The organism is Pseudomonas sp. ML96, assembly GCF_000761545.1.
Taxonomy (GTDB): Bacteria; Pseudomonadota; Gammaproteobacteria; order Pseudomonadales; family Pseudomonadaceae; genus Aquipseudomonas.
In genome coordinates, this window is record NZ_JPMY01000004.1 from 39,362 (window position 1) to 65,649 (window position 26,288).

A 26,288-nucleotide genomic window follows, 5' to 3' on the forward strand; every position below is an offset into this window, starting at 1 on the left:
AGCGCCACCAGGACAGACAGATGACCGCCACCACCGGCACCCTCTATATCGTTTCCGCCCCCTCCGGCGCCGGCAAGACCAGCCTGGTCAAGGCCCTGCTCGACAGCGAGCCACGCATTCGCGTCTCCGTCTCGCACACCACCCGCGCCATGCGTCCGGGCGAGCAGGACGGGGTCAACTACCACTTCGTCGATCACGCCGCCTTCAACGGCATGATCGAGCGCGGCGAGTTCATCGAGCACGCCCAGGTCTTCGACAACTTCTACGGCACCTCGCAGAAGTGGCTGGAGCAGACCCTGGCCGAGGGCTTCGACTTGATCCTTGAGATCGACTGGCAGGGCGCCCAGCAGGTGCGCAAGCTGATGCCGCAGACCAAATCCATCTTTATCCTGCCGCCGACTCAGGAGGCCCTGCGCCATCGCCTGACCAACCGCGGCCAGGACAGCGCCGAGATCATCGAGCGGCGCATGCGCGATGCAGTCAGCGAGATGAGCCACTATGTCGAGTTCGACTATCTGGTGATCAACGACGATTTCGACCACGCGCTGAGCGACCTCAAGGCGATTTTCCGCTCCAACCAACTGCTCAGCGACTCGCAAAGCCAGCGCCACGCCGGCCTGCTCGGCGAACTGTTGAGATAAGCGGGCACCGAAAGGCCTTCCCTAATTGCTGGTGATTTTTTAGACTATTCAGTCCGCTCGCCCATCCGGGCCCAGCCTTATTTGCTATTTGCCACGAGGAACACCATGGCCCGCGTTACCGTTGAAGACTGCCTGGAGAACGTAGACAACCGCTTCGAGCTGGTCATGCTGGCCACCAAGCGTGCCCGTCAACTGGCCACCGGCGGCAAGGAGCCGAAGGTCGCCTGGGAAAACGACAAGCCCACCGTCGTTGCCCTGCGTGAGATCGCTGGCAACCTGGTAGACGCCGAATTCGTCGCCCAGGAAGACCTCGTCGAGGAAGAGCCGCTGTTCGCCGCTGCCTTCGAGGAAGAGGCCAACGAGCCTCTGTAAGCCTATGCCTGGTCGAAGTCACGCGGCACCGGGTCAACCAGAAGCGCGGCAGGGGGCAATCCCATGCCGAGCATAGACACCCTCGCCGACCGACTCTCGACCTACCTGGCCGCGGACCAGGTCAATCTGGTCCGCCGCGCCTACTTCTACGCCGAGCAGGCTCACGACGGGCAGCGCCGCCGCAGCGGTGAGGCCTACGTCACCCACCCGCTCGCCGTCGCCAATATCCTCGCCGACATGCACATGGACCATCAGAGCCTGATGGCGGCCATGCTGCACGACGTGATCGAGGACACCGGCATCGCCAAGGAAGCCCTCCACGCGCAGTTCGGCGAGACCGTCGCGGAGCTGGTGGACGGGGTCAGCAAGCTGACCCAGATGGACTTCCAGACCAAGGCCGAGGCGCAGGCCGAGAACTTCCAGAAGATGGCCATGGCCATGGCGCGCGATATTCGCGTTATCCTGGTCAAGCTGGCCGACCGCCTGCACAACATGCGCACCCTGGAAGTGCTGTCCGGCGAGAAGCGCCGGCGCATCGCCAAGGAAACCCTGGAAATCTACGCACCCATCGCCAACCGGCTGGGCATGCACAGCATGCGCGTGGAATTCGAGGACCTCGGCTTCAAGGCCATGCACCCGATGCGCTCCGAGCGCATCCGCACTGCGGTCAAACGCGCGCGCGGCAACCGCAAGGAAATCGTCGCCAAGATCGAGGAATCGATCACCGCCTGCCTCGAACGCGAAGGCATGCACGGCGAGGTGATCGGCCGCGAAAAGCACCTCTACAGCATCTACCAGAAGATGCGTGGCAAGCGCCGGGCGTTCAACGAGATCATGGACGTCTACGCCTTCCGCATCATCGTCGACAAGGTCGACACCTGCTACCGCGCCCTCGGCGTGGTGCACAACCTGTACAAACCCCTGCCGGGCCGCTTCAAGGACTACATCGCGATCCCCAAGGCCAACGGCTACCAGTCGCTGCACACCACCCTGTTCGGTATGCACGGCGTGCCCATCGAGATCCAGATCCGCACCCGCGAGATGGAAGAGATGGCCAACAATGGCATCGCCGCGCACTGGCTGTACAAGGCCGATGGCGACGAAGCGCCCAAGGGCAATCACGCCCGCGCCCGCCAGTGGGTCAAGGGCGTACTGGAGATGCAGCAGCGCGCCGGCAACTCGCTGGAATTCATCGAGAGCGTGAAGATCGACCTGTTCCCCGACGAGGTCTACGTCTTCACCCCGAAGGGCAAGATCATGGAGCTGCCGAAGGGCTCCACCGCGGTCGACTTCGCCTACGCCGTGCATACCGACGTCGGCAACAGCTGCATCGCCTGCCGCATCAATCGGCGCCTGGCGCCGCTGTCGCAGGCACTGGAGAGCGGCTCGACGGTGGAAATCGTCACCGCCCCCGGCGCACGACCGAACCCGGCCTGGCTCAACTTCGTGGTCACCGGCAAGGCGCGCACGCACATCCGCCATGCGCTCAAGCTGCAGCGCCGTTCCGAGTCGATCAGCCTGGGCGAGCGCCTGCTGAACAAGACCCTCACCGGCTTCGACAGTCACCTGGAGAAGATCGCTCCGGAGCGCATCCAGGCCGTGCTCGGCGAATACCGCCTGGAAGTGCTCGAGGACCTGCTGGAAGACATCGGCCTGGGCAACCGCATGGCCTATGTGGTCGCCCGCCGCCTGCTCGCCGAGACCGGCGAAGCCGCGCCGAGCACCGATGGCCCGCTGGCCATCCGCGGCACCGAAGGCCTGGTGATGAGCTACGCCAAGTGCTGCACACCGATCCCGGGCGACCCCATCGTCGGCTACCTGTCGGCCGGCAAGGGCATGGTGGTGCACCTGGAGAACTGCAAGAACATCGCCGACATCCGCCACAACCCGGAGAAGTGCATCCAGCTCAACTGGGCCAAGGATGTCGCTGGCGAATTCAACGTCGAACTGCGCGTCGAGCTGGAGCACCAGCGCGGCCTGATCGCCCTGCTGGCCAGCAGCGTCAACGCCGCCGACGGCAACATCGAGAAGATCAGTATGGACGAGCGCGACGGCCGCATCAGCGTGGTCCAGCTGGTCGTCAGCGTGCATGACCGCGTCCATCTGGCCCGCGTGATCAAGAAGCTGCGCGCCCTCACCGGCGTCATCCGCATCACCCGCATGCGCGCCTGATCGCGCGGCGCCACAGAACAACAAATCCCTGGAATCGGAGTTCCCATGAGCAAGACCGTCATCACCTCGCCCAACGCCCCGGCCGCCATCGGCACCTACTCCCAGGCGATCAAGGCGGGCAACACCGTGTACCTGTCCGGGCAGATCCCGCTGGACCCGAAGAGCATGGAACTGGTGCAGGGCTTCGAGGAGCAGACCGTCCAGGTGTTCGAAAACCTCAAGGCCGTGATCGAGGCCGCCGGCGGCTCGTTCAAGGACGTGGTCAAGCTGAACATCTTCCTTACCGACCTCTCCCACTTCGCCAAGGTCAACGAAGTCATGGGCCGCTACTTCGAGCAGCCGTACCCGGCCCGCGCCGCCATCGGCGTGGCCGCCCTGCCGCGCGGCGCGCAGGTGGAAATGGACGGCATCCTGGTTCTCGACTGAGTCCCATGCGCCACCTTCTGCCGCTCGCCCTGAGCGCCGGGCTGCTGGCCGGCTGCGCCGGTCCGCAGAGCCCGGACGGTACCTGGATTAACCAGCCGATCATCGACGCCGCGCGCACCGGTATCCCGCTGCGCGAGGCGCTGCTGGCCCATGGCCCGAACCTGGAATGGCGCCTGGATAGCCAGCGTGGCCTGGCCGCCTACAGCAACGGCTTCGAGGCACCCGAAGGTCGCCTCAGCACCAGCGAAGACGGCCAGCTGCAGGTGGATTACCAGGGCGACTATCAGGAGCATCTGCTTCAGCAGGGCGATGAACTGGTGCAACAGGCCAGCGCCTACGGTCCCGAGCAGCACTTCAGCCGCCCGGTGCAGCAGGCCGAGGCCGGCGCGCCGCTCGGCAGCAGCTTCGAGTGGGCGCTGTACCAGGCCTACCTGGGCGGCGAGTGGAAGATTCGCGAGGGCGTCGGCGAGGGCGGCCTGGTGCTGTTCCACCCCGACGGCCGTCTCGAAGGCCTGCCCGGCGCCGAGCGCTATGCGCTGTGCCTGGCCGGCGACTGCGCGTCCATGGCCGGCGAGAACGACAGTCTGTGGCTGCAGCTCGGCAACCAGGGCGCGCCCTGGTTGTTCGAGCGCGACGGCGACCAGCTACGCATCCTCGAGGCGCTCAACCAGTCTGCCCCTGACGAAGTACCCAGCTACCGCCCCGGCCGCCAGGCCTGGTTGCTGGAGCGCGACTGAGCGACATGCGCCCGATCCTGCTCTGTCTCCTCCTGGCGAGCCTGACTGCCCAGGCCGAACAGCGCCATTACGACGACAGCGGGCGCTATCTGGGACGCACCGACGATGATGGTCGCACCTACGATGACAGTGGGCGCTACACCGGCCGCACCGATGCGGACGGCCGTCAGTACGATGCATCCGGACGCTACACCGGACGAGTCGACGTCGATGGTCGCCGCTATGACGACAGCGGCCGTTATACCGGCCGTCAGGATCAGGATGGTCGTCACTACGACGACTCAGGGCGCTATCAGGGGCGCGAAGACCCGGACGGGCGCCGCTACGACGATAGCGGGCGCTACACCGGGCGTAGCGACTAGTCGGCTGCCAGCACCGCCGCATAACCCTCGCGATAGCTGGGGTATTGCGGCGCCCAGCCCAGGGCCCGCGCCCGGGCATTGCTGCAGCGCTTGCTGCCGGCGCGGCGCACGCTGTTCTCCTCGGCCCACTGGCTCACACCCATCTGCTCGCGCAACCAGCCGACCACCTCGTGCAGTGGCGCCGGCTCGTCGTCCACGCCCAGGTAGCAGTCGGCCAGCTCGGCGCCCTCGGCGTCGGCCTGCAGCAGGAAGGCCAGCAGCCCGGCGGCATCCTCGGCATGGATGCGGTTGGCGTACAGCGGCGGCTCGCTGGCTACTCGGTAGCCCTGGCGCACCTGGTTGAGCAGCCACTGGCGGCCCGGACCGTAGATGCCGGTCAGGCGCACCAGGGTCGCCGGCAGACCACTGGCCAGCGCCAGCTGCTCGGCTTCGAGCATCACCTTGCCGCTATAGCCCTCGGCCTCGGCCGGCGCCTCCTCGTCGATCCATTCACCACCTTGCTGGGCATACACCCCGCTGCTGGAGACGAACAGCAGACGGCGCGGTCGCTGGCCATGCTCGGCCAGCCAGGCCAGCACATGGCGCAGGCCGTCGACATAGGCGCTGCGGTAGCCGGCCTCGTCGTGCTGGCTGGCCGCCGCGCAGTACACCAAGTAGTCCAGCTCGCTCTGCGGCCAGGCCGCCGGGCACGCCGGCTGCTGCAGGTCGCCGGCCACCGGCTGCACCACCGCCGGCAGCTGCGCGACATCGCGCCGCAGGCCATACAGCGTCCAGCCGGAGGGCTGCAGACGCAGGGCCAGGCGGCTGCCAACGTCACCGCAGCCAGCAATCATCAGGGTCTTGGACATGGAGAAGCTCTACCTCGCAGGAAAGGAAGGGGGTTACCGGAAATCCGGAGCGGGTGGAATAGTTACATTATTGCTTTCACAAACAAGAATTACTTGCAATAATACAGGCCGTTTTTTGCACGGGGCACCCTCCCCGTCCGACGCTCCCCCACTTCAGGTCCGGCCAGCATGAACTCTACCGCCCTCCGCGCCCAGCCCACTTTCTTCTCTCGCCTGGCGCTGCCAGCTCTGCTGCTCGGCCTGCTGCTGCCGTTCGGCGTACACGCCGAAGAGGTGGCCCCGGCTGCCCAGCAACCGGCCGCCACTACCCCGGCTACCGCGCCGACCGGCACTCCGGCTGATCCGGCCGCCGTCGCCCCCGCAGCCACTGGCGAGACCCTGGCCCCGGCGCCCGTGACCCATCCGCAAGCCGAGGCCCTCAAGGCCAAGCTGGACGCCCTGGGCGAGCAGGCCACCCCTGAGCAGGTCGAAACCGCTCGCCTGGAGTTCCTGCAGCAGAACAACATCGTCGGCGCCGATGCCGAGCAGCTGCAGGCCGCCCTGCAGGCGCTGCAAGGCGACGCCGAACAGGTCGAGGAAGAAGTGCTGCACGACCTATCGCCGTGGGGCATGTACCAGAACGCCGACCGCGTGGTGAAGAGCGTGATGATCGGCCTGGTACTGGCCTCGATCCTGACCTGGACCGTGTGGGTCGCCAAGGGTCTGGAACTGGTCATCGCCCGCCGCCGCCTGCAGCGCGAGCTGCCTGAGCTGAAAGCCGCCCGCACCCTGGCCCAGGCCGCCGAGCAGGCGCGTGCCAAGCACAGCTTCAGCTCGCAGCTGATCGAAGACGCCCGCGACGAGCTGCGCCTGTCCGCCGGCTGCAAGGAGAAGGAAGGCATCAAGGAACGCGTCAGCTTCCGTCAGGAGCGCCTGGTCGCCGCCAGCGGCCGCGCCATGAGCCAGGGCACCGGCGTGCTCGCCACCATCGGTTCCACCGCGCCCTTCGTCGGCCTGTTCGGTACCGTGTGGGGCATCATGAACAGCTTCATCGGCATCGCCGAATCGCAGACCACCAACCTCGCCGTGGTCGCCCCCGGCATCGCCGAAGCCCTGCTGGCCACCGCCCTGGGCCTGGTCGCGGCGATCCCGGCCGTGGTCGTGTACAACGTCTTCGCCCGCTCCATCACCGGCTACAAGGCGCAGGTCGCCGATGCTTCCGCCCAGGTCCTGCTGCTGGTCAGCCGCGACCTCGATCAGCCGGCTGGCGAACGCGCCCAGCCTGTCGCCAAGGCGGTATGAGCCATGGGGCTGCATCTGCAAGAGGGCGGTGACGACCTCCAGGAAAACCACGAGATCAACGTCACCCCGTTCATCGACGTGATGCTGGTGCTGCTGATCATCTTCATGGTCGCCGCACCGCTGGCCACCGTGGACGTGAAGATCGACCTGCCGGCCTCCACCGCCAAGCCGGTGCCGCGCCCGGACAAGCCGGTGTACCTGAGCATCAAGGAAGACACCAGCCTGTACCTGGACAACCAGCAGATCGATCCGACCCAGCTCAAGGCGTCGCTGGACCGCATGACCGGCGGCGACAAGGAGAAGACCATCTTCGTCCGTGGCGACAAGGGCGTGGACTACTCCGACCTGATGACCGTGATGGATCAGCTGCGCGGTGCCGGTTACCTGAAGATCGGTCTGGTCGGCCTGGAAACGGTCGGTAGCAAATGAGCCAAGCTCGCCGCCTGCCGCTGTGGGCCGTCAGCCTGATCGCCGTGATCGCGCTGCACCTGGTCGTCTATTACGCCGCCCTGCTGTGGAAACCGGCGATCACCCCGGTCCTGCTCGAACCCGCCGCCATGCTGATCGAGCTGGAGCCGGTGACCGCGCCGCCGGAGCCGACTCCGCCGCAGCCGATCGTCGAGCCCGAGCCGGAGCCGATCCCCGAGGTGGTGGAAGCGCCGAAGCCCAAGCTGGCCATCGTCAAGCCCAAGCCGAAGCCCAAGGTCAAACCGCAGCCGCCCAAGCCCGAGGTCAAGCCGCAACCCGAGGCGCCCAAGGTCGCCAGCCAGGAGAAGGCCGCCGCACCGGTTAAAGCGCCGGCTCAGCAGCAGACCAACCAGGGCGAGATCGACCGCGAGAAGGCCCTGTGGATGGCGAAGCTGCAGGCTTACCTGAGCAAGCGCCTGCACTATCCGGAGCGTGAGCGGCGGATGAACCGTGCTGGCAGCAAGCATGCCCTGCTGGTCAACTTCACCATCGACGCCCACGGCCGCATCCTCGCCAGCGATGTGAAGCGCTCCACTGCGCGCGGCTCCTTCGACCAGGACGTGCAGCGCCAGCTGCGTCGGGCCAGTCCGGTACCGCCACCGCCAGCGAAGATCCTCAGCGGCAACAGCATGTCGATCGACTATCCGCTGAACTTCACGCTGACCCGCTAAACGCCTGCCGAACCCTCGGCAGGCGGCCTGGCCGACCGGGGCGCATCTTTCTGAGCGGCCCGGTTGGTTCCATTGAATGCAGCCGCTATGCTTGGCCGCATCTCAATGGAATTTACCTATGACCCTCACCGAACTGCGCTACATCGTCACCCTCGCTCAGGAACAGCATTTCGGCAGGGCCGCCGAACGCTGCCACGTCAGCCAGCCGACCCTCTCGGTGGGTGTGAAGAAGCTGGAAGACGAGCTCGGCGTGCTGATCTTCGAGCGCAGCAAGAGCGCTGTACGCCTGACCCCGGTCGGCGAGGGCATCGTCACCCAGGCGCAGAAGGTGCTGGAGCAGGCCCAGGGCATCCGCGAGCTGGCCCAGGCCGGCAAGAACCAGCTGGCCGCGCCGCTGAAGATCGGCGCCATTTACACCGTCGGCCCCTATCTCTTCCCGCACCTGATCCCGCAGCTGCACCGCGTCGCGCCGGACATGCCGCTGTACATCGAAGAGAACTTCACCCACATCCTGCGCGACAAGCTGCGCACCGGCGAGCTGGACGCGATCATCATCGCCCTGCCGTTCCAGGAAGCCGACGTACTGACCAAGCCACTGTACGACGAGCCGTTCTTCGCCCTGCTGCCGGCCGGCCACCCCTGGGCCGAGCGCGAGACCATCGACAAGGAACTGCTCAACGACAAGAGCCTTCTGCTGCTCGGCGAGGGTCACTGCTTCCGCGACCAGGTATTGGAAGCCTGCCCGTCGCTGCGCAAAGGTGGTGAGGACTCGGCCAAGCACACCACGGTGGAATCCAGCTCGCTGGAGACCATCCGCCACATGGTCGCCTCCGGCCTCGGCGTGTCGATCCTGCCGTTCTCCGCGGTCGACAGCCACCACTACGCCCCCGGCGTGATCGAGGTGCGCCCGCTGACCGCGCCGGCGCCGTTCCGCACCGTGGCCATCGCCTGGCGCGCCAGCTTCCCGCGGCCCAAGGCCATCGAAGTGCTGGCCGACTCGATCCGCCTGTGCTCGGTCGCCCGCCCCCAGGGTGAAGCCGCCTCGGCATGACCGAGCTGGCACAGGTCCCGGTCACCGTGCTCAAGGGCGTCGGTGACGCGCTGGCCGAGAAGCTAAGCAAGGTCGGCCTGGAAAACCTGCAGGACGTGCTGTTCCACCTGCCGCTGCGCTACCAGGACCGCACCCGCATCACCCCGATCGGCGCCCTGCGTCCGGGCCAGGACGCCGTGGTCGAGGGCATAGTGGCTGGCGCCGACGTGGCCATGGGCCGCCGCCGCAGCCTGCTGGTGCGCCTGCAGGACGGCACCGGCACCCTGTCCCTGCGCTTCTTCCACTTCAGCCAGGCGCAGAAGGATGGCCTCAAGCGCGGCACCGCCCTGCGCTGCTACGGCGAAGTGCGCCCCGGCGCCACCGGCCTGGAGATCTACCACCCGGAATACCGCGCGCAGAGCGGTGACGAGCCGGCGCCGGTGGAACAGACCCTGACGCCGATCTACCCAACCACCGAGGGCCTGACCCAGCAGCGCCTGCGCCAACTCAGCCAGCAGGCCCTGGCTCGCCTAGGTCCGCAGAGCCTGCCCGACTGGCTGCCCGCCGAGCTCGGCCGCGACTACCAACTGGGGCCGCTGGCCGACGCCATCCGCTACCTGCATCGGCCACCGCCGGATGCCGACCAGGAAGAGCTGGCCGAGGGTCGCCACTGGGCCCAGCATCGCCTGGCCTTCGAGGAGTTGCTGACCCACCAGCTGTCGCTGCAGCGCCTGCGCGAACAGGTCCGCGCCCAGGCCGCACCGGTGCTGCCGCCGGCCAAGAAACTGCCACAGCAGTTCCTCGCCAACCTCGGCTTCGCCCCCACCGGTGCGCAGCAGCGCGTCGGCGCCGAAATCGCCTATGACCTGGCGCAGTCCGAGCCGATGCTGCGCCTGGTGCAGGGCGACGTCGGCGCCGGCAAGACCGTGGTCGCCGCCCTCGCCGCCCTGCAGGCACTGGAGGCCGGCTACCAGGTGGCGCTGATGGCGCCGACCGAGATCCTCGCCGAGCAGCACTTCCTCAACTTCACCCGCTGGCTGCAGCCACTGGGCATCGAGGTCGCCTGGCTGGCCGGCAAGCTCAAGGGCAAGGCGCGCAACGCTGCGCTGGAGCAGATCGCCGGCGGCGCGCCGATGGTGGTCGGCACCCATGCGCTGTTCCAGGACGAGGTGCGCTTCCACAAGCTCGCGCTGGTGATCATCGACGAGCAGCACCGCTTCGGCGTGCAGCAGCGCCTGGCGCTACGGCAGAAGGGCATCGATGGGCGCCTGTGCCCGCACCAGTTGATCATGACCGCCACGCCCATCCCACGAACCCTGGCGATGAGCGCCTACGCCGACCTCGACACCTCGATCCTCGACGAGCTGCCGCCTGGGCGCACCCCGGTGAACACCGTGCTGGTCGCCGACAGCCGCCGCATCGAGGTGGTCGAGCGGGTGCGCGCGGCCTGCCGCGAGGGGCGCCAGGCCTACTGGGTGTGCACCCTGATCGAGGAATCCGAGGAGCTGACCTGCCAGGCCGCCGAGACCAGCTTCGAGGAGCTCTCCAGTGCTCTGGGCGAGCTGCGCGTCGGCCTGATCCACGGGCGCATGAAGCCGGCCGAAAAGGCCGCGGTGATGGACGCCTTCAAGCGCAACGAGCTGCAGCTGCTGGTCGCCACCACCGTCATCGAGGTCGGCGTCGACGTGCCCAACGCCAGCCTGATGATCATCGAGAACCCCGAGCGCCTGGGCCTGGCCCAGCTGCACCAGCTGCGCGGCCGGGTCGGCCGCGGCAGCGCCGCCAGCCACTGCGTGCTGCTCTATCACGCGCCGCTGTCGCAGCTCGGCCGCGAACGCCTGGGCATCATGCGCGAGACCTGCGACGGCTTCGTCATCGCCGAGAAGGATCTGGAACTGCGTGGCCCCGGCGAGATACTCGGCACCCGCCAGACCGGCCTGCTGCAGTTCAAGGTCGCCGACCTGATGCGCGACGCCGACCTGCTGCCAGCCGTACGCGAGGCCGCGCAGGAGCTGTTGGCGCGCTGGCCGCAGCATGTCAGCCCGCTGCTCGAACGCTGGTTGCGCCATGGCCAACAGTATGGCCAAGTGTGATACAGAGCACGAAACACCGGCGGTCGCCCGTCCGACGGCCGCGCCTTGGCTCAGCCCCGCTGGTTATACTCCAGAAAAAGTAGTCCCTGCCGGATCCCGCATATGACCGAAGTCGCCCTCGCTCCTGATTCCGCCCCGCGCCCGCCGGCGGTAATCCTGCAACTCCTCGAGAAGCTCGGCGTACCTTGCCTCATCCGCGCCGAACATCCCGCCCACCCGGCCGCGCGCCGGGTGCAGGCCGCCCTGCTGGAAGATGCCGTCGGCGCCCTGCTGGTGCTCTTCCCGCAGAGCCAGCTGCTTGATCTCAATCGCCTGGCCGAACTGACCGGGCGCAAGCTCACCGCGGTCAAGCCCGAGCGCATGGAGCGCATGCTGGCCAAGCACGACCTTGGCCTTCTGCCCGGCCTGCCGCCGCTGACCAGCTCGCCCTGCCTGTACGACGAGCGCCTGCTGCAGGAACCCAGCCTGCTGGTGGAGTCCGGCCAGCCCGGCGTACTGCTGGAAATCGACAGCGAACACTACAAGTCGGTGCTGCTGGCCAAGGCCAGCGCCGCACGCTTCGGCGAGCCGCTGGCCGGCATCCGCCCGAACCTGAATCGCCCGGACGACGACCGCGCCGAGATCACCCAGGCGGTGCAGGCCTTCACCGCCCGCCGCATCCAGCAGCGTCTCGAGGAAACCATCGAGATCCCGCCGCTGCCGGAAACCGCACAGAAGATCATCAAGCTGCGCGTCGACCCGGACGCCACCGTCGACGACATCACCGGCGTGGTCGAGACCGACCCGGCGCTGGCCGCTCAGGTGGTCAGCTGGGCCGCCTCGCCCTACTACGCCGCCCCCGGCAAGATCCGTTCGGTGGAAGACGCCATCGTCCGCGTGCTGGGCTTCGACCTGGTGATCAACCTGGCCCTCGGCCTGGCCCTGGGCAAGACCCTGGCCCTGCCCAAGGACCAGCCGCAACAGGCCACGCCCTACTGGCAGCAGGCGATCTACACCGCCGCCATCATCGAGGGTCTGACCCGCGCCATGCCGCGCGCGCAGCGCCCGGAAGCCGGCCTGACCTACCTCGCCGGCCTGCTGCACAACTTCGGCTACCTGGTCCTGGCCCACGTTTTCCCGCCGCACTTCTCGCTGATCTGCCGGCACCTGGAAGTCAACCCGCACCTGTCCGCCGGCTATATCGAGCAGCACCTGCTGGGTATCACCCGCGAGCAGATCGGCGCCTGGCTGATGCGCTTCTGGGACATGCCGGAAGAGCTGGCCACCGCCCTGCGCTTCCAGCACGACCCGGCCTACGACGGCGCCCACGCTGCCTACCCGAACCTAGTGTGCCTGGCGGTCAATCTGCTGCGCAGCCGTGGCATCGGCAGCGGCCCGCAGCACGATCTGCCGGACGAACTGTTCGAGCGTCTGGGTATCAGCCGTGACAAGGCCGAGGACGCGCTGAACAAGGTGCTGCAGGCGGAAGCGGCGCTGCGCGAACTGGCTTCGCAGTTCAACCATCACTGATCGATGCCTTTCATGAAAAAGGGGCCTGCGGGCCCCTTTTGCGTTACTTGAGCTTGGCTCGCCTGGCGGCGAACACTTCCGGCAACGCCTTGACGCTGGCATCCAGCACCGCGCGCAGCGGCTCCTGCTCGTACAGCGCCGCGTACTCGCCGAGCTGCTCGCTGGGGGTCTGACGGTAGGCGTAGAGCATGAAGGCCTCAACGCCCTTAGCGCTGGACTCACGCAGCGGTGCCAGCTGCGCGGCGGTCTGCTCGGCCAGGGCCTTCTCGTCGAGATTGCCGCCACGCGCGCGCAGGGCCAGCAGCGCCTGGGTCTTGCCGACCTCGTAGCGCAGCAGGGTGGCCAGCTCGGTGGTGTGCGCGGCCTTGTCCAGGCGCTGCACCAGCTCCAGGCGCTTGCCCAGCGGCGGGCGCTCCTGCAACTGCTTGCGATAGGCGGCCAGGCCACCATCGCCACCCACCGCGCGCTCGGCTGCGGTGAAATGCTGGGCCAGCGGGCTTTCCAGCAGCTGCAGGGCCTGCTTCAACTGCTCCGGCTTTAGCTTGGGCGCCACTCGCCCGGCCAGGTCGGCGCACAGCGGTACGGCGGAAAACGCCTGGCCCAGCGCCTTCTGCTGCTCGGCATTCATGCCGCGCTGCAGCAGGGGCGCACTCTGTTCGCAGAGCAGCTTGACCCCGGCCAGGTCAAGCACCCGCTCCAGGGTGGCATCGGCGGCCTGCGCAGGACCAGCCAGCGCGAACAGGGTAGCGGCGAGAATAAGCGGCAAACGCATGACAAACAGTTCCGTGGAAAAGCTCAGCCTAGCCAAGCGGCAGGCGGCAAACCAGAGCGGGAAAGCGGCTCAGGCCGCTTTCTTGACCTCGGTCTTCTTTTTCTTCTTCGGCACCACGTGCTTGAGCAGGCCCTGGAACCAGATCACCAGTGCCGGGTTGCCCTGGATCTGGATATCCTTGTTCTGGATGCCCTGCATGAAGGCCAGCTGCTTGTTCTTGGCGTTCATGGTGGCGAAACCGTAGACCGCATCCTTGAAGCCGATGGCGAAGGCCGGCTCACGGGCCGCACCGGCATGGCTGGTGACGCGCTGGTCCTTGATGCGGTAGTGACGGGCAACCTTGCCGTCGAGGGTGTGCAGCTGGAAGACCAGATCCTTGCCGTCCAGCTGCTGCTGGAACTCGGGATTGGTACGGCTGGCCTTGGCCATCAGGCGGCCCAGCATCCAGAGGAGAAAGCGGAACTTCATGGCGCGCGGCCTCGCAGTGATGGATTCGGCGGCGCATTGTAGCGATTTGAACAGGACACTACATCCCGTCTGGCAGGCGGCTTGCGCGGAATGGCGGGGGAGTGGCCCGGAGCCTCGCGGCTCCAGGCCGGGAGTTGCTTAGTTGACGGCGTCCTTCAGGGACTTGCCCGGCTTGAAGGCCACAGTGTTGCTGGCCTTGATCTTGACCGGAGCACCGGTCTGCGGGTTCTTGCCGGTGCGGGCGCCACGGTGGCGCTGCAGGAAGGTACCGAAGCCAACCAGGGTGACGCTGTCCTTGCGGTTCAGCGCGCTGGTGATTTCTTCGAGAACAGCGTTGAGTACGCGATTGGCCTGGTCTTTGGTCAGGTCAGCCTTTTCGGCGATGGCCGCGGCGAGTTCGGGTTTGCGCATAGATGCCTCTTTGACGGTTTGTTGTTGTTGTGTCCGTGCTGTCCGTCCGGAACAGCGCCCAAGGCGCCGCAACAGCTCTGCGCTGCGGCAGACCGGGAGGAGAATGGCACGCCATCCGGGACTGCGCCAGTGCTGCCGGGCAGTTTGCACGGGCAGACATCAGGGCGATAGCGACAGAACGACCGTCATTTCCGCCACACCGCCGTCAACACCGCGAATCCAGAGCCCTGAAACGCCAACGGCGGCCCTGGGGCCGCCGCTGCGAAGCCTCGAAACTGAGGCGATCAACCGATTTCGATCATCTCGAAGTCGGCCTTGCCCACGCCGCAATCCGGGCACAGCCAGTCGGCCGGCACGTCTTCCCAGCGGGTACCGGGCGCGATGCCGTCGTCGGGCCAACCCTGGCTCTCGTCATAGATCAGGCCACAGACCACACATTGCCACTTCTTCATGCTCTACCTCATCGTGGGCCGTCTCTGCGGACGCTGCGCCCTGGTCAAAAAATCAGCAGGCTTTTTACTGGCATGCGCCGCCATGTGCAAGTGCCGGGCGACCGTTACCGCTGTGTTAAGCTCGCGGCCTCCCAGGAAGTCGAAGCCGTTGTCGTGCCCTCCTCCGCCCTTGCCCACCCTCCGCGCTGGCTCAATGCCGCTCAACTGCACCCGGTGCCCGCACCACTGCTGCGCGACTGGCTGTTCAATCAGGAGTCGCTGACCCGCCGCCTCACTGCCCTCAGCCAGCAGCGTTTCTCCGTGCAACCGCTGCAACAGGGCTGGCAGGTACTGCGTGTCGACGAGTGTAACGCCCTGCAGGTGCCGGCCGGCAGCATGGGCTGGGTCCGCGAGGTCTACCTGCTCGGCGCCGGCCAGCCTTGGGTGTTCGCCCGCAGCGTGGCGGCGCGCCATGCGCTGGAAGGCTCCGGTCTCGATCTCGGCAAGCTGGGCAGCCGCTCGCTGGGTGAGTTGCTGTTCAGCGACCGCGCCTTCGCCCGTGGCGAGCTGCAGGCCTGCCGCTACCCCGCCGCCTGGCTGCCGAGCGAGGCGCGTGCCGAACAGCTCTGGGGACGCCGCTCGTGCTTCCGCCGCGACAGTCTCGGCGTGCTGGTGGCCGAGGTGTTCCTGCCGGCCTTCTGGACTCACGCGGCCGAGAACTAGACGCCGCCCGCGCGGCGCACATGCTCTTATAATCGGCGCACTCGCACCGGAGACCGCCGATGTACCAATCCTTCCTGCTCGCCCTCAATCGCGTCCACCCGCGCACCTGGGACTTCGTCCAGCTGATGCGCCTGGAAAAGCCCATCGGCATCTACCTGCTGCTGTGGCCGACCCTCTGGGCCTTGTGGGTGGCGAGCAAGGGCGTGCCGAGCCTCAAGCTGCTGCTGATCTTCGTCCTCGGCACCCTGTTCATGCGCGCCGCCGGTTGCGTGATCAACGACTACGCCGACCGCAACTTCGACGGCCATGTGGCGCGTACCAAGGCCCGGCCGCTGGCCGATGGCCGGGTGACGCCGCGCGAGGCGCTGACCCTGTTCGCCGTGCTGGTGACGATGAGCTTCGTGCTGGTGCTGTTCACCAACCTGACCACCATCCTGCTGTCCTTCGGCGGCCTGGCTCTGGCGGCCTGCTACCCCTTCATGAAGCGCTACACCTACTACCCGCAGGTGGTCCTGGGCGCGGCCTTCTCCTGGGGCATGCCGATGGCCTTCAGTGCGGTGACCGGCGAGCTGCCGCCGCCCGAGGCCTGGCTGCTGTACATCGCCAACCTGCTGTGGACGGTGGCCTACGACACCTACTACGCGATGACCGACCGCGAGGACGACTTGAAGATCGGCGTGAAGTCCACCGCCATCCTGTTCGGCGACGCCGACCGCGTCATCATCCTCACCCTGCAGGGCCTGGCGATTCTGTGCCTGGCCATGGCTGGCGCGCGCTTCGGCCTGGGCATCTGGTTCCTCCTAGGCCTGCTCGGCGCCACGGCCTGCTTCGCCTGGGAATTCTGGTACACCCGCGAGCGCGATCCGCAGAAATGCTTCGCCGCGTTCCTGCACAACCACTGGGCCGGACTGGCGATTCTGCTGGGCATCGTCATCGACTACGCGCTGCGCTAGACCGGTGGCTGCCGCAGGCTTGTCACATCGCTGCAATAATTCCGTTATCTAATGCGGCGCAATACAGACGACCCGAGGCTCGGTCCATGGTTGGCAAGAACATCCTGATCGTTGATGACGAAGCTCCTATCCGCGAGATGATCGCAGTGGCCCTGGAGATGGCCGGCTACGATTGCCTGGAGGCGGAGAACACCCAGCAGGCGCATGCGCTGATCGTGGACCGCAAGCCGGACCTGATCCTGCTCGACTGGATGCTCCCAGGCACCAGCGGCATCGAACTGGCCCGCCGCCTCAAGCGTGACGAGCTGACCGACGACATCCCGATCATCATGCTCACCGCCAAGGGCGAAGAGGACAACAAGATCCAGGGCCTGGAAGTCGGCGCCGACGACTACATCACCAAGCCCTTCTCGCCGCGCGAGCTGGTGGCCCGCCTCAAGGCCGTGCTGCGCCGTACCGGTCCCAGCGACGGCGAGGCGCCGATCGAAGTCGGTGGCCTGCTGCTCGACCCGATCAGCCACCGCGTGACCATCGACGGCAAGCCAGCCGAGATGGGCCCCACCGAATACCGCCTGCTGCAGTTCTTCATGACCCACCAGGAGCGCGCCTACACCCGTGGCCAGCTGCTGGACCAGGTCTGGGGCGGCAACGTGTATGTCGAGGAGCGTACCGTCGACGTGCATATCCGCCGCCTGCGCAAGGCGCTCGGCGAGGCTTACGAAAACCTGGTGCAGACGGTGCGCGGCACCGGCTATCGTTTCTCCACCAAGAGCTGACCCCGCCCCCGGTAAGGACGCGTTCCGGTGAACCAGAATTGGCGTGGCGCCATCGGCCGCCATCTGTTGCTGCTGCTGATGTTCTGCGGCGTGCTCGGCCTGATCACTGGCGAGTACGCCTGGGCCCTGGTGCTCGGCCTCGGCGGCTACCTGCTGTGGCACATCAAGCAGCTGCTGCGCCTGCATCGCTGGCTGCGCGAGCGCCAGCCCGACGAGGCGCCGCCCGAGGGCTACGGCCTGTGGGGCGAGGTGTTCGACAACATCTACCACCTGCAGCGCCGTGACCAACGCGTGCGCGGCCGCCTGCAGGCGGTGATCGACCGCGTGCAGGAGTCCACCGCCGCCCTGCGCGATGCGGTGATCATGCTCGACGCCGATGGCAACCTGGAGTGGTGGAACCGCGCCGCCGAGCAGCTGCTGGGCCTGAAGACCCCGCAGGACAGCGGCCAGTCGATCACCAACCTGGTGCGCCATCCGCGCTTCAAGGAATACTTCGAGGCAGGCCAGTACCAGGAAGCCCTGGAGCTGCCGTCGCCGATCAGCGACCGCCAGCGCCTGCAGATGCAGATCACCCGCTACGGCAACAACGAGCACCTGATGTTCGTCCGCGACGTCACCCGCATCCACCAGCTGGAACAGATGCGCAAGGACTTCGTCGCCAACGTCTCCCACGAGCTGCGCACGCCGCTGACGGTAATCGCCGGCTACCTGGAGACCCTCGCCGACAACGCCGAAGACGTGAACCCGCGCTGGCTGCGCGCCCTGCAGCAGATGCAGCAGCAGGCCGGGCGCATGCAGAACCTGCTGAATGACCTGCTGTTGCTGGCCAAGCTGGAAGCCACCGACTACCCCTCGGACAACCAGCCGGTGGCGGTCGACCTGCTGCTGCTGAGCATCAAGAACGACGCCCAGGCGCTGTCGGCCGGGCGCAACCACCGCATCAAGCTGGAGACGGACAACCAGGTGCGCCTCAAGGGCAGCGAGGCGGAGCTGCGTAGTGCCTTCTCCAACCTGGTGTTCAACGCGGTGAAGTACAGCCCCGAGGACAGCGAGATCCGCATCCGCTGGTGGACCGACGACCAGGGCGGGCACTTCAGCGTGGCTGACAGCGGCCTCGGCATCGAGGCCAAGCACCTGCCGCGCCTGACCGAGCGCTTCTACCGGGTCGACTCCAGCCGCGCCTCCAATACCGGCGGCACCGGCCTCGGCCTGGCCATCGTCAAGCATGTCTTACTGCGCCATCGCGCGCGCCTGGATATCGCCAGCGTGGTCGGCAAGGGCAGCACCTTCACCTGCCATTTCCCCACCCAGCAGCTGAGCGTGCGCGAATAGCGCGCGCCTGTCGCTTGCAATCGCCCATGGCAGCCGCCACCCTGTAGCGATCTTTTGCCAGCCCCAACCGCCAATGGACCCTTCTAGTAGCCTCTCTACCTCTGCACTCTTCGCCGATCTCGGCCTCGTGCTGTTCGCCTTCTTTCTCGTCCTGCTCAACGGCTTCTTCGTGGCCGCCGAATTCGCCATGGTCAAGCTGCGCGCGACCAAGGTCGAAGCCATCGCCGAAAAGCACGGCTGGCGCGGTCACATCCTGCGCACCGTACACAACCAGCTGGACGCTTACCTCTCCGCCTGCCAGCTGGGCATCACCCTGGCCTCCCTCGGCCTCGGCTGGGTCGGTGAGCCGGCCTTCGCCGAACTGCTGACCCCGCTGCTGGGCATGCTCGGCCTGGACTCGGAGAAGCTGGTCCACGGTATCTCGTTCTTCTTCGCCTTCTTCATTATTTCCTACCTGCACATCGTAGTCGGCGAGCTGGCACCCAAGTCCTGGGCGATCCGCAAACCCGAGCTGCTGTCGCTGTGGACCGCCGCGCCGCTGTACGCCTTCTACTGGCTGATGTACCCGGCCATCTACCTGCTCAACGCCAGCGCCAACGCCATTCTGCGCATCGCCGGGCAAGGCGAGCCGGGGCCGCACCACGAGCACCACTACAGCCGCGACGAGCTGAAGCTGATCCTGCACTCCAGCCGCGCCCGCGACCCCAGCGACCAGGACATGCGCGTGCTGGCCTCGGCCGTGGAGATGGGCGAGCTGGAAGTGGTGGACTGGGCCAACTCGCGCGAGGACCTGATCTACCTGGAGCTGCACGCGCGCCTCGACGAGGTGTTCGCCCTGTTCCGCCGCCACAAGTTCAGCCGCTACCCGGTGTTCGACGAGGCCAGCGGCAGCTTCGTCGGCGTGCTGCACATCAAGGACCTGCTGCTGCAGCTGTCGCTGTTCGAGATGCTGCCGTCCAAGTTCAACCTGGCCGAGCTGATGCGCCCGCTGGAGCGGGTGACCAAGCACATGCCGCTGTCCGAGCTGCTGGAGACCTTCCGCAAGGGCGGCGCACACTTCGCCCTGGTCGAGGAGGCCGACGGCAAGGTGGTCGGCTTCCTGACCATGGAAGACGTGCTGGAAGTGCTGGTCGGCGACATCCAGGACGAGCACCACAAGGCCGAGCGCGGCGTGCTCGCCTACCAGCCGGGCAAGCTGCTGGTGCGCGGCGACACCCCGCTGTTCAAGATCGAGCGCCTGCTCGGCGTCGACCTCGACCATATCGAGGCCGAGACCCTGGCCGGCCTGGTCTACGAGAGCCTCAACCGGGTGCCGGAGGAGGACGAGATGCTGGAAACCGACGGCCTGCACATCATCATCAAGAAGATGAAGGGCCCGAAGATCGTCCTGGCCAAGGTCCTCAAGCTGGACTGAGCCCCTTGCCGCCGCTGCGCTTGCAGGCGCCCTTCGTCAGTTGAGGGCGCCGATGGCGGCCAGGTGCCTTATGGTGAAACCGACACTCACGCTGCGAATTCGGGCCTGCAGGCCTGGCGGCCCAGCTGGAGGTACACGCCATGACCACGCTGCAATGCACCCATCGCGACCACGCCATCCGTGCCGCTGTCGTCGAGCACCCGGGCATTCCCACGCCCTGGGCGGCCGCCTGCGAAATCACCCTGCCCGACGGGCAGACCACCCGGCGCCTGTCGCTGCCGCTGAACCAGCGCTTCCTCGCCGAGCTGGACAGCGCCCAGCACGCCGCCCTGGCCCACGGCAAATGGCTGGTGGATCAGCACCTGGACCACGGTCTGGCGCTGCATTAGCGCCCGCCCATGGTTAGCGGATCAGGGCATTGCGCCCTGATTCCGCTCCCGCCCCTTCAAGGGGCGTAGTGGAACACGCAGAGCTTGTTGCCCAGCGCATCGCGGAAATAACAGCCGTAGAAGCCGCTGCCCTCGCCGCCACGCTCGCCAGGCGCGCCCTCATCGCGTGCGCCGTGCTCCAGCACCCAGGCGTAGACCTGGTCGACCAGCGCCGGTGAGGCGCACGGCAGGGCGACCATGCTGCCATTGCCGGCGCTGGCCGGCTGGCCGTCATACGGCAGGGTGATGGCGAACATCGGCTTGCCCGGCTGGCTGACGTAGAAGGTGCTGCGCTCGTTGCTCCACTCGCCGGGCACGGCACCGAGCATGGCCAGCAGCGGGTCGTAGAACTCGCGGGCCTTGTCCAGATCTGCAACGCCCAGCATCACGTAACCAATCATCGGTGTAGCTCCTTGGTGAGGGTGCGCCAGACGCTAGCGCAGTCCCTCCTGTCTTGTCATGCCTGCCACACACCGATGATGCAGCAGTACTGGAAGCTGCCGGTCAGGCCGGCACGGTACGGGTCAGCTGTTCCAGCAGCTCCAGGTCGGTGTTCATCCCGGAGGTCTCGCGGATACGGCCGAGGATCTCCTTCTTCAGCGCGAGAAACTCGGGCGCCAGCTTCATGTCCTGGTTGCGCTCGGCCGGCAGCGGTACCTCGTAGATGGTGTCGATGCGTCCCGGACGCGGCGCCATCAGCACCACGCGTCCGCCGAGGTAGATCGCCTCCTCGACGTCGTGGGTGACGAACAGGATGGTGCTCTTCTCCAGGCGGTGCACATGGCGGATCAGGTCGTGCATCACCTCGCGGGTCTGCGCGTCCAGCGCGCCGAACGGCTCATCCATCAGCAGGATCTGCGGCTTGGGCATCAGCGCGCGGGCAATCGCCACGCGCTGCTGCATGCCGCCGGAGAGCTGGTTGGGATAGGCCTTGGCGAAGGCCGACAGGCCCATCAGGGTCAGCAGCGCATCGGCGCGGCCGCTGGCCACTTCCACATCGGCATCGCCACGCACGGTGTCGCTGACCACCTTGAGCTGGCGGCAGAACTTGATGTTGTCCATCACCGTCAGCCAGGGGTACAGGCTGTAGTGCTGGAACACCATGGCGCGGTCGATGCCGGGGCCGTGGATCGGCGCGCCGTCGACCTGGATCGAGCCGGCGCTGTGCTGCTCCAGGCCACCGATTGAGCGCAGCAGGGTCGACTTGCCGCAGCCGGAGGCGCCGACGAAGGTGATGAATTCGTTGGCGCGGATATCCAGGCTGACATCCTGCAGGGCTTGCACTTCGCGGCCCTTGCTCTTGAACACCTTGTCGACGTGGCGGATCTGAATCTTGCTCTCGCTCATGGCGCTTACCTCTTCATCCAGGGGAAGGCCACGCGGCCGAGCCAGCGGAACGCCTGGTCGGTGAGCAGGCCGATGATGCCGATCAGGATGATCCCGGCGAAAATCTTGTCGGTGTGCATGTAGCGCTGCGCCTTGAGGATGGCGTAGCCGAGGCCGGAGTTGGCGGCGACCAGCTCGGCCACCACCAGGTAGGTCCAGGCCCAGCCGCAGGTGATGCGCAGGGTGTCGAGCAGCGCCGGGCGTGACGACGGCAGGATTACCAGCTTGACGATCTCGCTGCGCGAGGCGCCCATGGTCTGCGCCGCCTCGATCTGCGCCATGGGCACGCGGCGTACATCCTCGGCGACCATCAGCACCATCTGGAAGAAGGTGCCGATGAAGATGATCAGCACCTTGGAGCCTTCGTCGATGCCGACCCACAGCATGATCAGCGGAATGAAGGCCACCGCCGGCATGTAGCGGATGAAGTCGGTAAGCGGTTCGAGGAACGCCTGCACCGGGCGGTAGGTGCCGATGTACAGGCCCAGCGGCAGGGCGATCAGCGCCGAGGCCAGGAAACCGGTCATGACCCGGTACACGCTGATGCCGATATCGGCGAGCAGGCCCTCCTCGCTCCACCAGCGGCCGACCCGCGCCAGCACCGCATCCGGGCCGGGCAGGAACATCGGGTTGGAGACCCCGACGGCGCTGGCCAGCCACCACAGCAGCAGCGGCAGCAGCAGGCCGGCGGCGGCCAGGCCCCAGATCGCACCGCGCGGCAGCTCGCCACGGATGGTCCACCAGCGCAGGCGCGGCGGCGCGGCGGCGACACGGCTCTCGGGCAGGGGTTGATGGGCGGTCATGGCGTCACCTCCTCGGCAAACACGGGGCTCTCGCGGCGTTGCCAGCCGCCCGGCGGCGGCAGCGCGCCGAGTTCGGCCAACAAGGCAGGAGTCAGGGCCTGGTCGAGCGCATCGGCATCGACCCTGGCGGGCAACAGGGCCTGGCCGGCTCGACCGGCCAGGGTGGACAGTTCGATGACCCAGGGCGTGCGTCCGCCCTGGTGACGGCCGAAGGACAGCTCGAAGGACAGCAGGGCCTCGGCATCATTGCCATCCAGCAGTGCACTCAGCGACTCGGCCGGCGGCAGCGCATCCGCGCGCCCGGCGGCGAACAGGAAATAGTTGCCGGCCAACAGCAGGCAGCCCTGGCGGCCGTCTGCGGCCACCAGCCAGGTACCCCAGTTGCGCCCAAGCGATTCCGGCAGACGCTCCCAGACCTCGTGGTAGCTGCCGTCGAGGCCGTCTTCGAGCAGGTAGTCGGCGCGCTCGAAGCGCATGCGGCCGATATCGTCGCGGCCGCTCGGCGGCTGGAAGTCGATTGCCCGGTGCCATTGGCAGATGTCGCCATCGATGGCGGTGACGCCGGCGAAACCGGCCTGCAACGCACGCTCGGCAACGTCCTGCGGTTCCGGCTGGGGAATGCGCAGGTCGGCGAACAAGCTGGCGGTTTGCAGCCAGTAGACCTGGGTGGCGGTGTCGTGCACGCCGGCGGTGGTGGTCAGCAGCGTGCGCTGCCACACACCGAGGTAATGCTCGGGTACGGACTTCATGAGTGGAACTCCGGGAACTGGCGCAGGCCATTGAAGAAGGCCATGTCGTGGTTCGGCCACAGCTCGGCGTCGGTCTCGCGGGCTAACGCCTTGAGCTTGCGGATACTGGCGATGGCCATGTCCTCGCGACCCTGCCAGAGCGTGCCGGGGGCGATTTCCTGGTCGAGGTTTTCCGTCAGGTCGGCGGCGTCGCCGGCAAGGATCACCGGCTTGCCCTGGGGCAGCTCGATCAGCAGCGACATGTGCCCGGCGGTGTGGCCGGGAGTGTTGATCGCGCGCACGCCGGGTACCAGCTCGTACTCGTCGGTCTGCACCTTCCAGCGATAGTCACCGGCGAAATCGTCGATGAAATAGGCATCGTCGGCTTTGGCCCGCGCCGCTTCCAGCTCGGCCGCGTGCACATGCACTTCGGCGCCGCAGACTTCGCACAGGCCGCCGGCATGGTCGAAATGCAGGTGACCGAGGAACACCAGGTCGATGTCCGCCGGGGTCAGGCCGAGGCGGGCGAAATGCGCCGGCAGGCGCTGCTCTTCGGTCATGTGGGGTGCGCCCATTTCGAAGTCGCCGTACCAATGCTCACGCAGGGCCGGGTCGGCAATCTTCGCGTAGTCGCAGCCGACGTCGTAGAGGATGCGCCCGTGTTTGGTTTCGATCAGGTAGGCGAGGATCGGCGCCTCGATCATCTCGCCGTGGCCACGCTGCCAGGTGGAAATGGACTTGTCGTAGCGGTGGGTGGCGGTAAGCAGCGGCCACAGCTTGGTCACTTGGGTCATGGGGCGTCCTTCCATTCGGCGAGCAGACGCCGACTGTCGCACACCCGGCCGAACAGGCCGCCCTCGACATCGACCATGGCCAGGGCCGCGGCGTGCAGCTCGGGGTATCCCGAACCACAGGCATCGCTGACCAGGGTGCAGGCATAGCCCAGGTCGACCGCACTGCGCAGGGTCGAGGACACGCAGACTTCGGTGGTGACACCGCAGATGATCAGCTCGCTGATACCGCGATTGCGCAGCAGCAGCTCCAGGTCGGTGGCGGCGAAAGCGCTGTAGCCGGGCTTGTCGATCACCGGCTCGCCGGGCAGCGGCTGCAGTTCGTCGATCAGGTCGTGGCCGTATTCGCCGCGCACCAGCAGCTTGCCCAGCGGGCCCTGGCTGCCGATGGCAGCGCCGGCATTGAGCGCACGCAGGCGCTTGGGCTCGGGTAAATCGGATAGATCAGGGCGATGGCCTTCGCGGGTATGCAGCACCAGCAGGCCGCGCACGCGAGCGGCATCGAGCAAGGCCTGAATCGCCGGAATCGGCGCGCGCAGCAGGCCGATATCCAGCCCGGCCTGGTCGGCGTAGCCGCCCGGCGCGCAGAAGTCGCGCTGCATATCGATGACGATCAGCGCAGTACTCACAGGGCGAACTCCTTGCGCACCGCACTGGCGATGCCGCCGGCGATGTCGGCGGCCATCAGCGCGCCCTTCTCCGCCGTCGAGCCCTTGGCCGAGGACAGCACGCCGGATGGCGGCACCCACTCGGTGCGGCTCGGGTACATGTCGTAGGGCGGGAAGTCCGCCGGCGCCTCGTCGGGAATCAGGTCGAGACGCACCAGGTTCGGTAGGTAGTGCAGCATCAGCGAGGTCTCGATCACCGCCGCGTGTTCCAGGGCGAAACCGGGGAAGCCATCGGGGAACACATCGGCCAGAGTCTGCTCGGTGCAGAAGTCCCAGTGTTCCAGGCGCATCACCTGCAGCTTGCTGGTCGGGCCCAGCTCGCGGATGGCCAGCTCGATGCCCTCGGTGACGAACCACTGGTTCTCGTAGTGGCCGTCGACCAGCACCAGGCGGGTCACGCCGTGGCGGGCGAACTCGCGCACGGCATCGCGCACCAGGGCGATCAGGGTCTGCCCGTCGAGGCTGGTGGTGCCGCAGAAGTGGTTGCCGCCGCCGCACTTGGGCTGCGACTTGTAGCCGTAGGACAGCGCCGGGGCGACCAGGCCGCCGACGCGCGCGGCGACGTCCTCGCAGATGGCGCTGGCGAGCAGCGCGTCGGTGCCCAGCGGCAGGTGCGGGCCATGCTGCTCGGTGGCGCCGCAGGGCAGGAACACCACCGGCGACAGTTCGCGCACGCGGCGCGCGTATTCGACCCAGCTGAGCTGGTCCATGCGTACGGTCATGACTTGGCCTCACAGAGAACGGAAGAAGAAGGTCGGCTCGGCCGCTCGGCGAGTAGCGCGGCGATCAGCACCAGGGCGCCGCCGCACCATTCGCGCAGGCCCAGCTCGCGCTCGCCGAGCCAGGCGGCGGTGAGCACCGCCACCACCAGCTCGATCACCACCAGTACCGCGGCGCGGCTGGCCTCGACATGGCTGAAACCGTATTGCGCGGCGCCCATGGCCAGCAGCCAGAACACCCCGAACAGAGCGATCTGCGCCCACAGGCCGGGGCCGGCCGCTGGCAGCGCGGTGCCCTGCAGCAGGCAGAACAGGCCGCCGAGCAAGGCCGCACCGACGAAGGCCACCACCGCCTTGCTGGCCAGCGGCACGCGGTCGGCGGCGCGAGTCGCCAGGTTGTTGCAGGCGAAGGCCAAGCCGGCGGACAGCGCCAGCCAGTCGCTGGCGCCGAGTGGGCGGAAGGTCTCAGCGCTGATGCCAAGGGTCAGGGCGATGCCGAGCATGGCCAGCGCCAGGGCGCCGACGCGCACGGCGCTGAGCCGCTCGCCGAGCAGCAGCCAGCCGCCGAGCAGGCCCCACACCGGCGCCAGGTAGAACAGCAGCATGGCGCGCACCACGTCGCCTTCGGACAGCGCACCGACCAGCCCCGCGGTGGCCCAACCGCCGCACAGGCAGATCACCGTCAGGGCGCGGCGCTGCGGCCACCAGGCGGCGCGCTGGCGCCACAGCAGCGGCAGCGCCAGCAGGCACAGCAACCCATAGGTGTAGAGCACCACCGGCATGCCGCGCAGGCCCTGGCCGGCGAGGTGTTCCAGCGGCAGCCAGCCCAGACCCCAGAAGCTGGCGCCGAGCAGCAGGATCAGCTCAGGGCGCAT

The 26,288-nt window shown here is 67.3% G+C and carries 31 protein-coding genes; 18 read left to right on the plus strand and 13 right to left on the minus strand.

Features of this window, described 5'->3' with window-relative positions:
• Nucleotides 1–20: 20 nt before the first annotated feature.
• The 6 genes from gmk (at nt 21) to IP89_RS03210 (ending at nt 4,710) form a co-directional block, all read left to right on the plus strand.
• Nucleotides 21–641, plus strand: coding sequence for a guanylate kinase (gmk, locus tag IP89_RS03185; RefSeq protein ID WP_043307662.1), 621 nt, complete (start codon nt 21–23; stop codon nt 639–641).
• 105 nt (nt 642–746) lie between these two features.
• Nucleotides 747–1,013, plus strand: a complete 267-nt coding sequence (gene rpoZ / locus IP89_RS03190) for a DNA-directed RNA polymerase subunit omega (protein ID WP_043307664.1) — start codon at nt 747–749, stop codon at nt 1,011–1,013.
• Between the two features lie 63 nt (nt 1,014–1,076).
• The gene (gene spoT / locus IP89_RS03195) at nt 1,077–3,185 is read left to right on the plus strand and encodes a bifunctional GTP diphosphokinase/guanosine-3',5'-bis pyrophosphate 3'-pyrophosphohydrolase (protein WP_043307665.1); all 2,109 of its coding nucleotides are present in this window, start codon (nt 1,077–1,079) and stop codon (nt 3,183–3,185) included.
• A 45-nt stretch (nt 3,186–3,230) separates the two neighbouring features.
• Nucleotides 3,231–3,611, plus strand: coding sequence for a RidA family protein (locus IP89_RS03200; protein WP_043307666.1), 381 nt, complete (start codon nt 3,231–3,233; stop codon nt 3,609–3,611).
• Nucleotides 3,612–3,616: 5 nt separating this feature from the next.
• Nucleotides 3,617–4,348, plus strand: a complete 732-nt coding sequence (locus tag IP89_RS03205) for a hypothetical protein (protein WP_043307667.1) — start codon at nt 3,617–3,619, stop codon at nt 4,346–4,348.
• A gap of 5 nt (nt 4,349–4,353) precedes the next feature.
• Entirely contained in the window at nt 4,354–4,710 is a 357-nt protein-coding gene (locus tag IP89_RS03210; RefSeq protein ID WP_156114977.1) for a type IV secretion protein Rhs, read from the plus strand.
• On the opposite strand, the gene IP89_RS03215 is transcribed toward IP89_RS03210, so the two are convergent.
• On the minus strand, nt 4,707–5,558 hold the full coding sequence (locus IP89_RS03215; RefSeq protein ID WP_043307669.1) for an SDR family oxidoreductase: 852 nt from the start codon (nt 5,556–5,558) through the stop codon (nt 4,707–4,709). The genes IP89_RS03210 and IP89_RS03215 overlap by 4 nt on opposite strands.
• Nucleotides 5,559–5,726: 168 nt before the next feature.
• Between IP89_RS03215 and exbB the strand changes: the two genes are divergently transcribed.
• From exbB to IP89_RS03245, 6 genes are all read left to right on the plus strand, one after another.
• Nucleotides 5,727–6,839 (plus strand): tonB-system energizer ExbB, encoded by a 1,113-nt coding sequence (exbB, locus tag IP89_RS03220; RefSeq protein ID WP_043307670.1) that lies wholly within the window; start codon nt 5,727–5,729, stop codon nt 6,837–6,839.
• Nucleotides 6,840–6,842: 3 nt separating this feature from the next.
• Nucleotides 6,843–7,268 (plus strand): TonB system transport protein ExbD, encoded by a 426-nt coding sequence (exbD, locus tag IP89_RS03225; RefSeq protein ID WP_043307672.1) that lies wholly within the window; start codon nt 6,843–6,845, stop codon nt 7,266–7,268.
• The gene (locus tag IP89_RS03230) at nt 7,265–7,978 is read left to right on the plus strand and encodes an energy transducer TonB (protein ID WP_043307673.1); all 714 of its coding nucleotides are present in this window, start codon (nt 7,265–7,267) and stop codon (nt 7,976–7,978) included. The genes exbD and IP89_RS03230 overlap by 4 nt, the downstream gene beginning before the upstream one ends.
• Before the next feature lie 118 nt (nt 7,979–8,096).
• Entirely contained in the window at nt 8,097–9,029 is a 933-nt protein-coding gene (locus tag IP89_RS03235; protein WP_043307674.1) for a hydrogen peroxide-inducible genes activator, read from the plus strand.
• Nucleotides 9,026–11,101, plus strand: coding sequence for an ATP-dependent DNA helicase RecG (gene recG / locus IP89_RS03240; protein WP_043307675.1), 2,076 nt, complete (start codon nt 9,026–9,028; stop codon nt 11,099–11,101). Before IP89_RS03235 ends, recG begins: the two co-directional genes overlap by 4 nt.
• Nucleotides 11,102–11,203: 102 nt before the next feature.
• On the plus strand, nt 11,204–12,610 hold the full coding sequence (locus tag IP89_RS03245; protein WP_043307676.1) for an aminoacyl-tRNA deacylase and HDOD domain-containing protein: 1,407 nt from the start codon (nt 11,204–11,206) through the stop codon (nt 12,608–12,610).
• A 43-nt stretch (nt 12,611–12,653) separates the two neighbouring features.
• Here IP89_RS03245 and IP89_RS03250 read toward each other — a convergent pair whose 3' ends face one another.
• The 4 genes from IP89_RS03250 to IP89_RS03265 form a co-directional block, all read right to left on the minus strand.
• The gene (locus IP89_RS03250; protein ID WP_043307677.1) at nt 12,654–13,382 is read right to left on the minus strand and encodes a hypothetical protein; all 729 of its coding nucleotides are present in this window, start codon (nt 13,380–13,382) and stop codon (nt 12,654–12,656) included.
• 69 nt (nt 13,383–13,451) lie between these two features.
• Nucleotides 13,452–13,850 carry a hypothetical protein gene (locus IP89_RS03255; RefSeq protein ID WP_043307678.1) on the minus strand — a complete coding sequence of 133 codons (399 nt, stop codon included), beginning with the start codon at nt 13,848–13,850 and terminating at the stop codon, nt 13,452–13,454.
• A 138-nt stretch (nt 13,851–13,988) separates the two neighbouring features.
• Complete coding sequence (locus IP89_RS03260; protein WP_043307679.1) at nt 13,989–14,261, minus strand: HU family DNA-binding protein; 273 nt, start codon at nt 14,259–14,261, stop codon at nt 13,989–13,991.
• Between the two features lie 284 nt (nt 14,262–14,545).
• The gene (locus tag IP89_RS03265) at nt 14,546–14,713 is read right to left on the minus strand and encodes a rubredoxin (protein ID WP_021702151.1); all 168 of its coding nucleotides are present in this window, start codon (nt 14,711–14,713) and stop codon (nt 14,546–14,548) included.
• Nucleotides 14,714–14,866: 153 nt separating this feature from the next.
• Between IP89_RS03265 and IP89_RS03270 the strand changes: the two genes are divergently transcribed.
• From IP89_RS03270 to IP89_RS03295, 6 genes are all read left to right on the plus strand, one after another.
• Complete coding sequence (locus tag IP89_RS03270; RefSeq protein WP_043307713.1) at nt 14,867–15,415, plus strand: chorismate lyase; 549 nt, start codon at nt 14,867–14,869, stop codon at nt 15,413–15,415.
• A 59-nt stretch (nt 15,416–15,474) separates the two neighbouring features.
• On the plus strand, nt 15,475–16,368 hold the full coding sequence (gene ubiA / locus IP89_RS03275; protein ID WP_043307680.1) for a 4-hydroxybenzoate octaprenyltransferase: 894 nt from the start codon (nt 15,475–15,477) through the stop codon (nt 16,366–16,368).
• Nucleotides 16,369–16,454: 86 nt separating this feature from the next.
• A complete protein-coding gene (phoB, locus tag IP89_RS03280) occupies nt 16,455–17,144 on the plus strand; it encodes a phosphate regulon transcriptional regulator PhoB (protein ID WP_043307681.1) in 690 nt (229 codons plus the stop codon).
• Between the two features lie 78 nt (nt 17,145–17,222).
• Nucleotides 17,223–18,476: a phosphate regulon sensor histidine kinase PhoR gene (phoR, locus tag IP89_RS03285; protein ID WP_256203096.1), complete on the plus strand. Its 1,254-nt coding sequence runs from the start codon at nt 17,223–17,225 to the stop codon at nt 18,474–18,476.
• A gap of 73 nt (nt 18,477–18,549) precedes the next feature.
• The gene (locus IP89_RS03290; RefSeq protein ID WP_043307683.1) at nt 18,550–19,890 is read left to right on the plus strand and encodes a hemolysin family protein; all 1,341 of its coding nucleotides are present in this window, start codon (nt 18,550–18,552) and stop codon (nt 19,888–19,890) included.
• A gap of 140 nt (nt 19,891–20,030) precedes the next feature.
• Nucleotides 20,031–20,279, plus strand: a complete 249-nt coding sequence (locus IP89_RS03295) for a hypothetical protein (RefSeq protein WP_043307684.1) — start codon at nt 20,031–20,033, stop codon at nt 20,277–20,279.
• A gap of 56 nt (nt 20,280–20,335) precedes the next feature.
• Here IP89_RS03295 and IP89_RS03300 read toward each other — a convergent pair whose 3' ends face one another.
• From IP89_RS03300 to IP89_RS03335, 8 genes are all read right to left on the minus strand, one after another.
• On the minus strand, nt 20,336–20,719 hold the full coding sequence (locus IP89_RS03300) for a VOC family protein (RefSeq protein ID WP_043307685.1): 384 nt from the start codon (nt 20,717–20,719) through the stop codon (nt 20,336–20,338).
• Between the two features lie 103 nt (nt 20,720–20,822).
• Entirely contained in the window at nt 20,823–21,665 is an 843-nt protein-coding gene (locus IP89_RS03305; protein ID WP_043307687.1) for an ABC transporter ATP-binding protein, read from the minus strand.
• Nucleotides 21,666–21,670: 5 nt separating this feature from the next.
• Nucleotides 21,671–22,507: an ABC transporter permease gene (locus IP89_RS03310; RefSeq protein WP_043307688.1), complete on the minus strand. Its 837-nt coding sequence runs from the start codon at nt 22,505–22,507 to the stop codon at nt 21,671–21,673.
• Complete coding sequence (locus tag IP89_RS03315; protein WP_043307689.1) at nt 22,504–23,256, minus strand: hypothetical protein; 753 nt, start codon at nt 23,254–23,256, stop codon at nt 22,504–22,506. Before IP89_RS03315 ends, IP89_RS03310 begins: the two co-directional genes overlap by 4 nt.
• Nucleotides 23,253–24,029 (minus strand): N-acyl homoserine lactonase family protein, encoded by a 777-nt coding sequence (locus IP89_RS03320; protein ID WP_043307690.1) that lies wholly within the window; start codon nt 24,027–24,029, stop codon nt 23,253–23,255. Before IP89_RS03320 ends, IP89_RS03315 begins: the two co-directional genes overlap by 4 nt.
• The gene (locus tag IP89_RS03325) at nt 24,026–24,655 is read right to left on the minus strand and encodes a cysteine hydrolase family protein (protein WP_043307692.1); all 630 of its coding nucleotides are present in this window, start codon (nt 24,653–24,655) and stop codon (nt 24,026–24,028) included. Before IP89_RS03325 ends, IP89_RS03320 begins: the two co-directional genes overlap by 4 nt.
• The gene (locus tag IP89_RS03330) at nt 24,652–25,416 is read right to left on the minus strand and encodes a creatininase (protein WP_043307694.1); all 765 of its coding nucleotides are present in this window, start codon (nt 25,414–25,416) and stop codon (nt 24,652–24,654) included. The genes IP89_RS03325 and IP89_RS03330 overlap by 4 nt, the downstream gene beginning before the upstream one ends.
• Nucleotides 25,413–26,288: a DMT family transporter gene (locus IP89_RS03335; RefSeq protein WP_052080934.1), complete on the minus strand. Its 876-nt coding sequence runs from the start codon at nt 26,286–26,288 to the stop codon at nt 25,413–25,415. Before IP89_RS03335 ends, IP89_RS03330 begins: the two co-directional genes overlap by 4 nt.

Bases quoted from the DNA above. Each gene is read 5' to 3' on its own strand.
- gmk (WP_043307662.1), top strand. From the start codon at position 21: ATGACCGCCACCACCGGCACCCTCTATATCGTTTCCGCCCCCTCCGGC.
- rpoZ (WP_043307664.1), top strand. From the start codon at position 747: ATGGCCCGCGTTACCGTTGAAGACTGCCTGGAGAACGTAGACAACCGC.
- spoT (WP_043307665.1), top strand. From the start codon at position 1,077: ATGCCGAGCATAGACACCCTCGCCGACCGACTCTCGACCTACCTGGCC.
- IP89_RS03200 (WP_043307666.1), top strand. From the start codon at position 3,231: ATGAGCAAGACCGTCATCACCTCGCCCAACGCCCCGGCCGCCATCGGC.
- IP89_RS03205 (WP_043307667.1), top strand. From the start codon at position 3,617: ATGCGCCACCTTCTGCCGCTCGCCCTGAGCGCCGGGCTGCTGGCCGGC.
- IP89_RS03210 (WP_156114977.1), top strand. From the start codon at position 4,354: ATGCGCCCGATCCTGCTCTGTCTCCTCCTGGCGAGCCTGACTGCCCAG.
- IP89_RS03215 (WP_043307669.1), bottom strand. From the start codon at position 5,558: ATGTCCAAGACCCTGATGATTGCTGGCTGCGGTGACGTTGGCAGCCGC.
- exbB (WP_043307670.1), top strand. From the start codon at position 5,727: ATGAACTCTACCGCCCTCCGCGCCCAGCCCACTTTCTTCTCTCGCCTG.
- exbD (WP_043307672.1), top strand. From the start codon at position 6,843: ATGGGGCTGCATCTGCAAGAGGGCGGTGACGACCTCCAGGAAAACCAC.
- IP89_RS03230 (WP_043307673.1), top strand. From the start codon at position 7,265: ATGAGCCAAGCTCGCCGCCTGCCGCTGTGGGCCGTCAGCCTGATCGCC.
- IP89_RS03235 (WP_043307674.1), top strand. From the start codon at position 8,097: ATGACCCTCACCGAACTGCGCTACATCGTCACCCTCGCTCAGGAACAG.
- recG (WP_043307675.1), top strand. From the start codon at position 9,026: ATGACCGAGCTGGCACAGGTCCCGGTCACCGTGCTCAAGGGCGTCGGT.
- IP89_RS03245 (WP_043307676.1), top strand. From the start codon at position 11,204: ATGACCGAAGTCGCCCTCGCTCCTGATTCCGCCCCGCGCCCGCCGGCG.
- IP89_RS03250 (WP_043307677.1), bottom strand. From the start codon at position 13,382: ATGCGTTTGCCGCTTATTCTCGCCGCTACCCTGTTCGCGCTGGCTGGT.
- IP89_RS03255 (WP_043307678.1), bottom strand. From the start codon at position 13,850: ATGAAGTTCCGCTTTCTCCTCTGGATGCTGGGCCGCCTGATGGCCAAG.
- IP89_RS03260 (WP_043307679.1), bottom strand. From the start codon at position 14,261: ATGCGCAAACCCGAACTCGCCGCGGCCATCGCCGAAAAGGCTGACCTG.
- IP89_RS03265 (WP_021702151.1), bottom strand. From the start codon at position 14,713: ATGAAGAAGTGGCAATGTGTGGTCTGTGGCCTGATCTATGACGAGAGC.
- ubiA (WP_043307680.1), top strand. From the start codon at position 15,475: ATGTACCAATCCTTCCTGCTCGCCCTCAATCGCGTCCACCCGCGCACC.
- phoB (WP_043307681.1), top strand. From the start codon at position 16,455: ATGGTTGGCAAGAACATCCTGATCGTTGATGACGAAGCTCCTATCCGC.
- phoR (WP_256203096.1), top strand. From the start codon at position 17,223: ATGTTCTGCGGCGTGCTCGGCCTGATCACTGGCGAGTACGCCTGGGCC.
- IP89_RS03290 (WP_043307683.1), top strand. From the start codon at position 18,550: ATGGACCCTTCTAGTAGCCTCTCTACCTCTGCACTCTTCGCCGATCTC.
- IP89_RS03295 (WP_043307684.1), top strand. From the start codon at position 20,031: ATGACCACGCTGCAATGCACCCATCGCGACCACGCCATCCGTGCCGCT.
- IP89_RS03300 (WP_043307685.1), bottom strand. From the start codon at position 20,719: ATGATTGGTTACGTGATGCTGGGCGTTGCAGATCTGGACAAGGCCCGC.
- IP89_RS03305 (WP_043307687.1), bottom strand. From the start codon at position 21,665: ATGAGCGAGAGCAAGATTCAGATCCGCCACGTCGACAAGGTGTTCAAG.
- IP89_RS03310 (WP_043307688.1), bottom strand. From the start codon at position 22,507: ATGACCGCCCATCAACCCCTGCCCGAGAGCCGTGTCGCCGCCGCGCCG.
- IP89_RS03315 (WP_043307689.1), bottom strand. From the start codon at position 23,256: ATGAAGTCCGTACCCGAGCATTACCTCGGTGTGTGGCAGCGCACGCTG.
- IP89_RS03320 (WP_043307690.1), bottom strand. From the start codon at position 24,029: ATGACCCAAGTGACCAAGCTGTGGCCGCTGCTTACCGCCACCCACCGC.
- IP89_RS03330 (WP_043307694.1), bottom strand. From the start codon at position 25,416: ATGACCGTACGCATGGACCAGCTCAGCTGGGTCGAATACGCGCGCCGC.
- IP89_RS03335 (WP_052080934.1), bottom strand. From the start codon at position 26,288: ATGCGCCCTGAGCTGATCCTGCTGCTCGGCGCCAGCTTCTGGGGTCTG.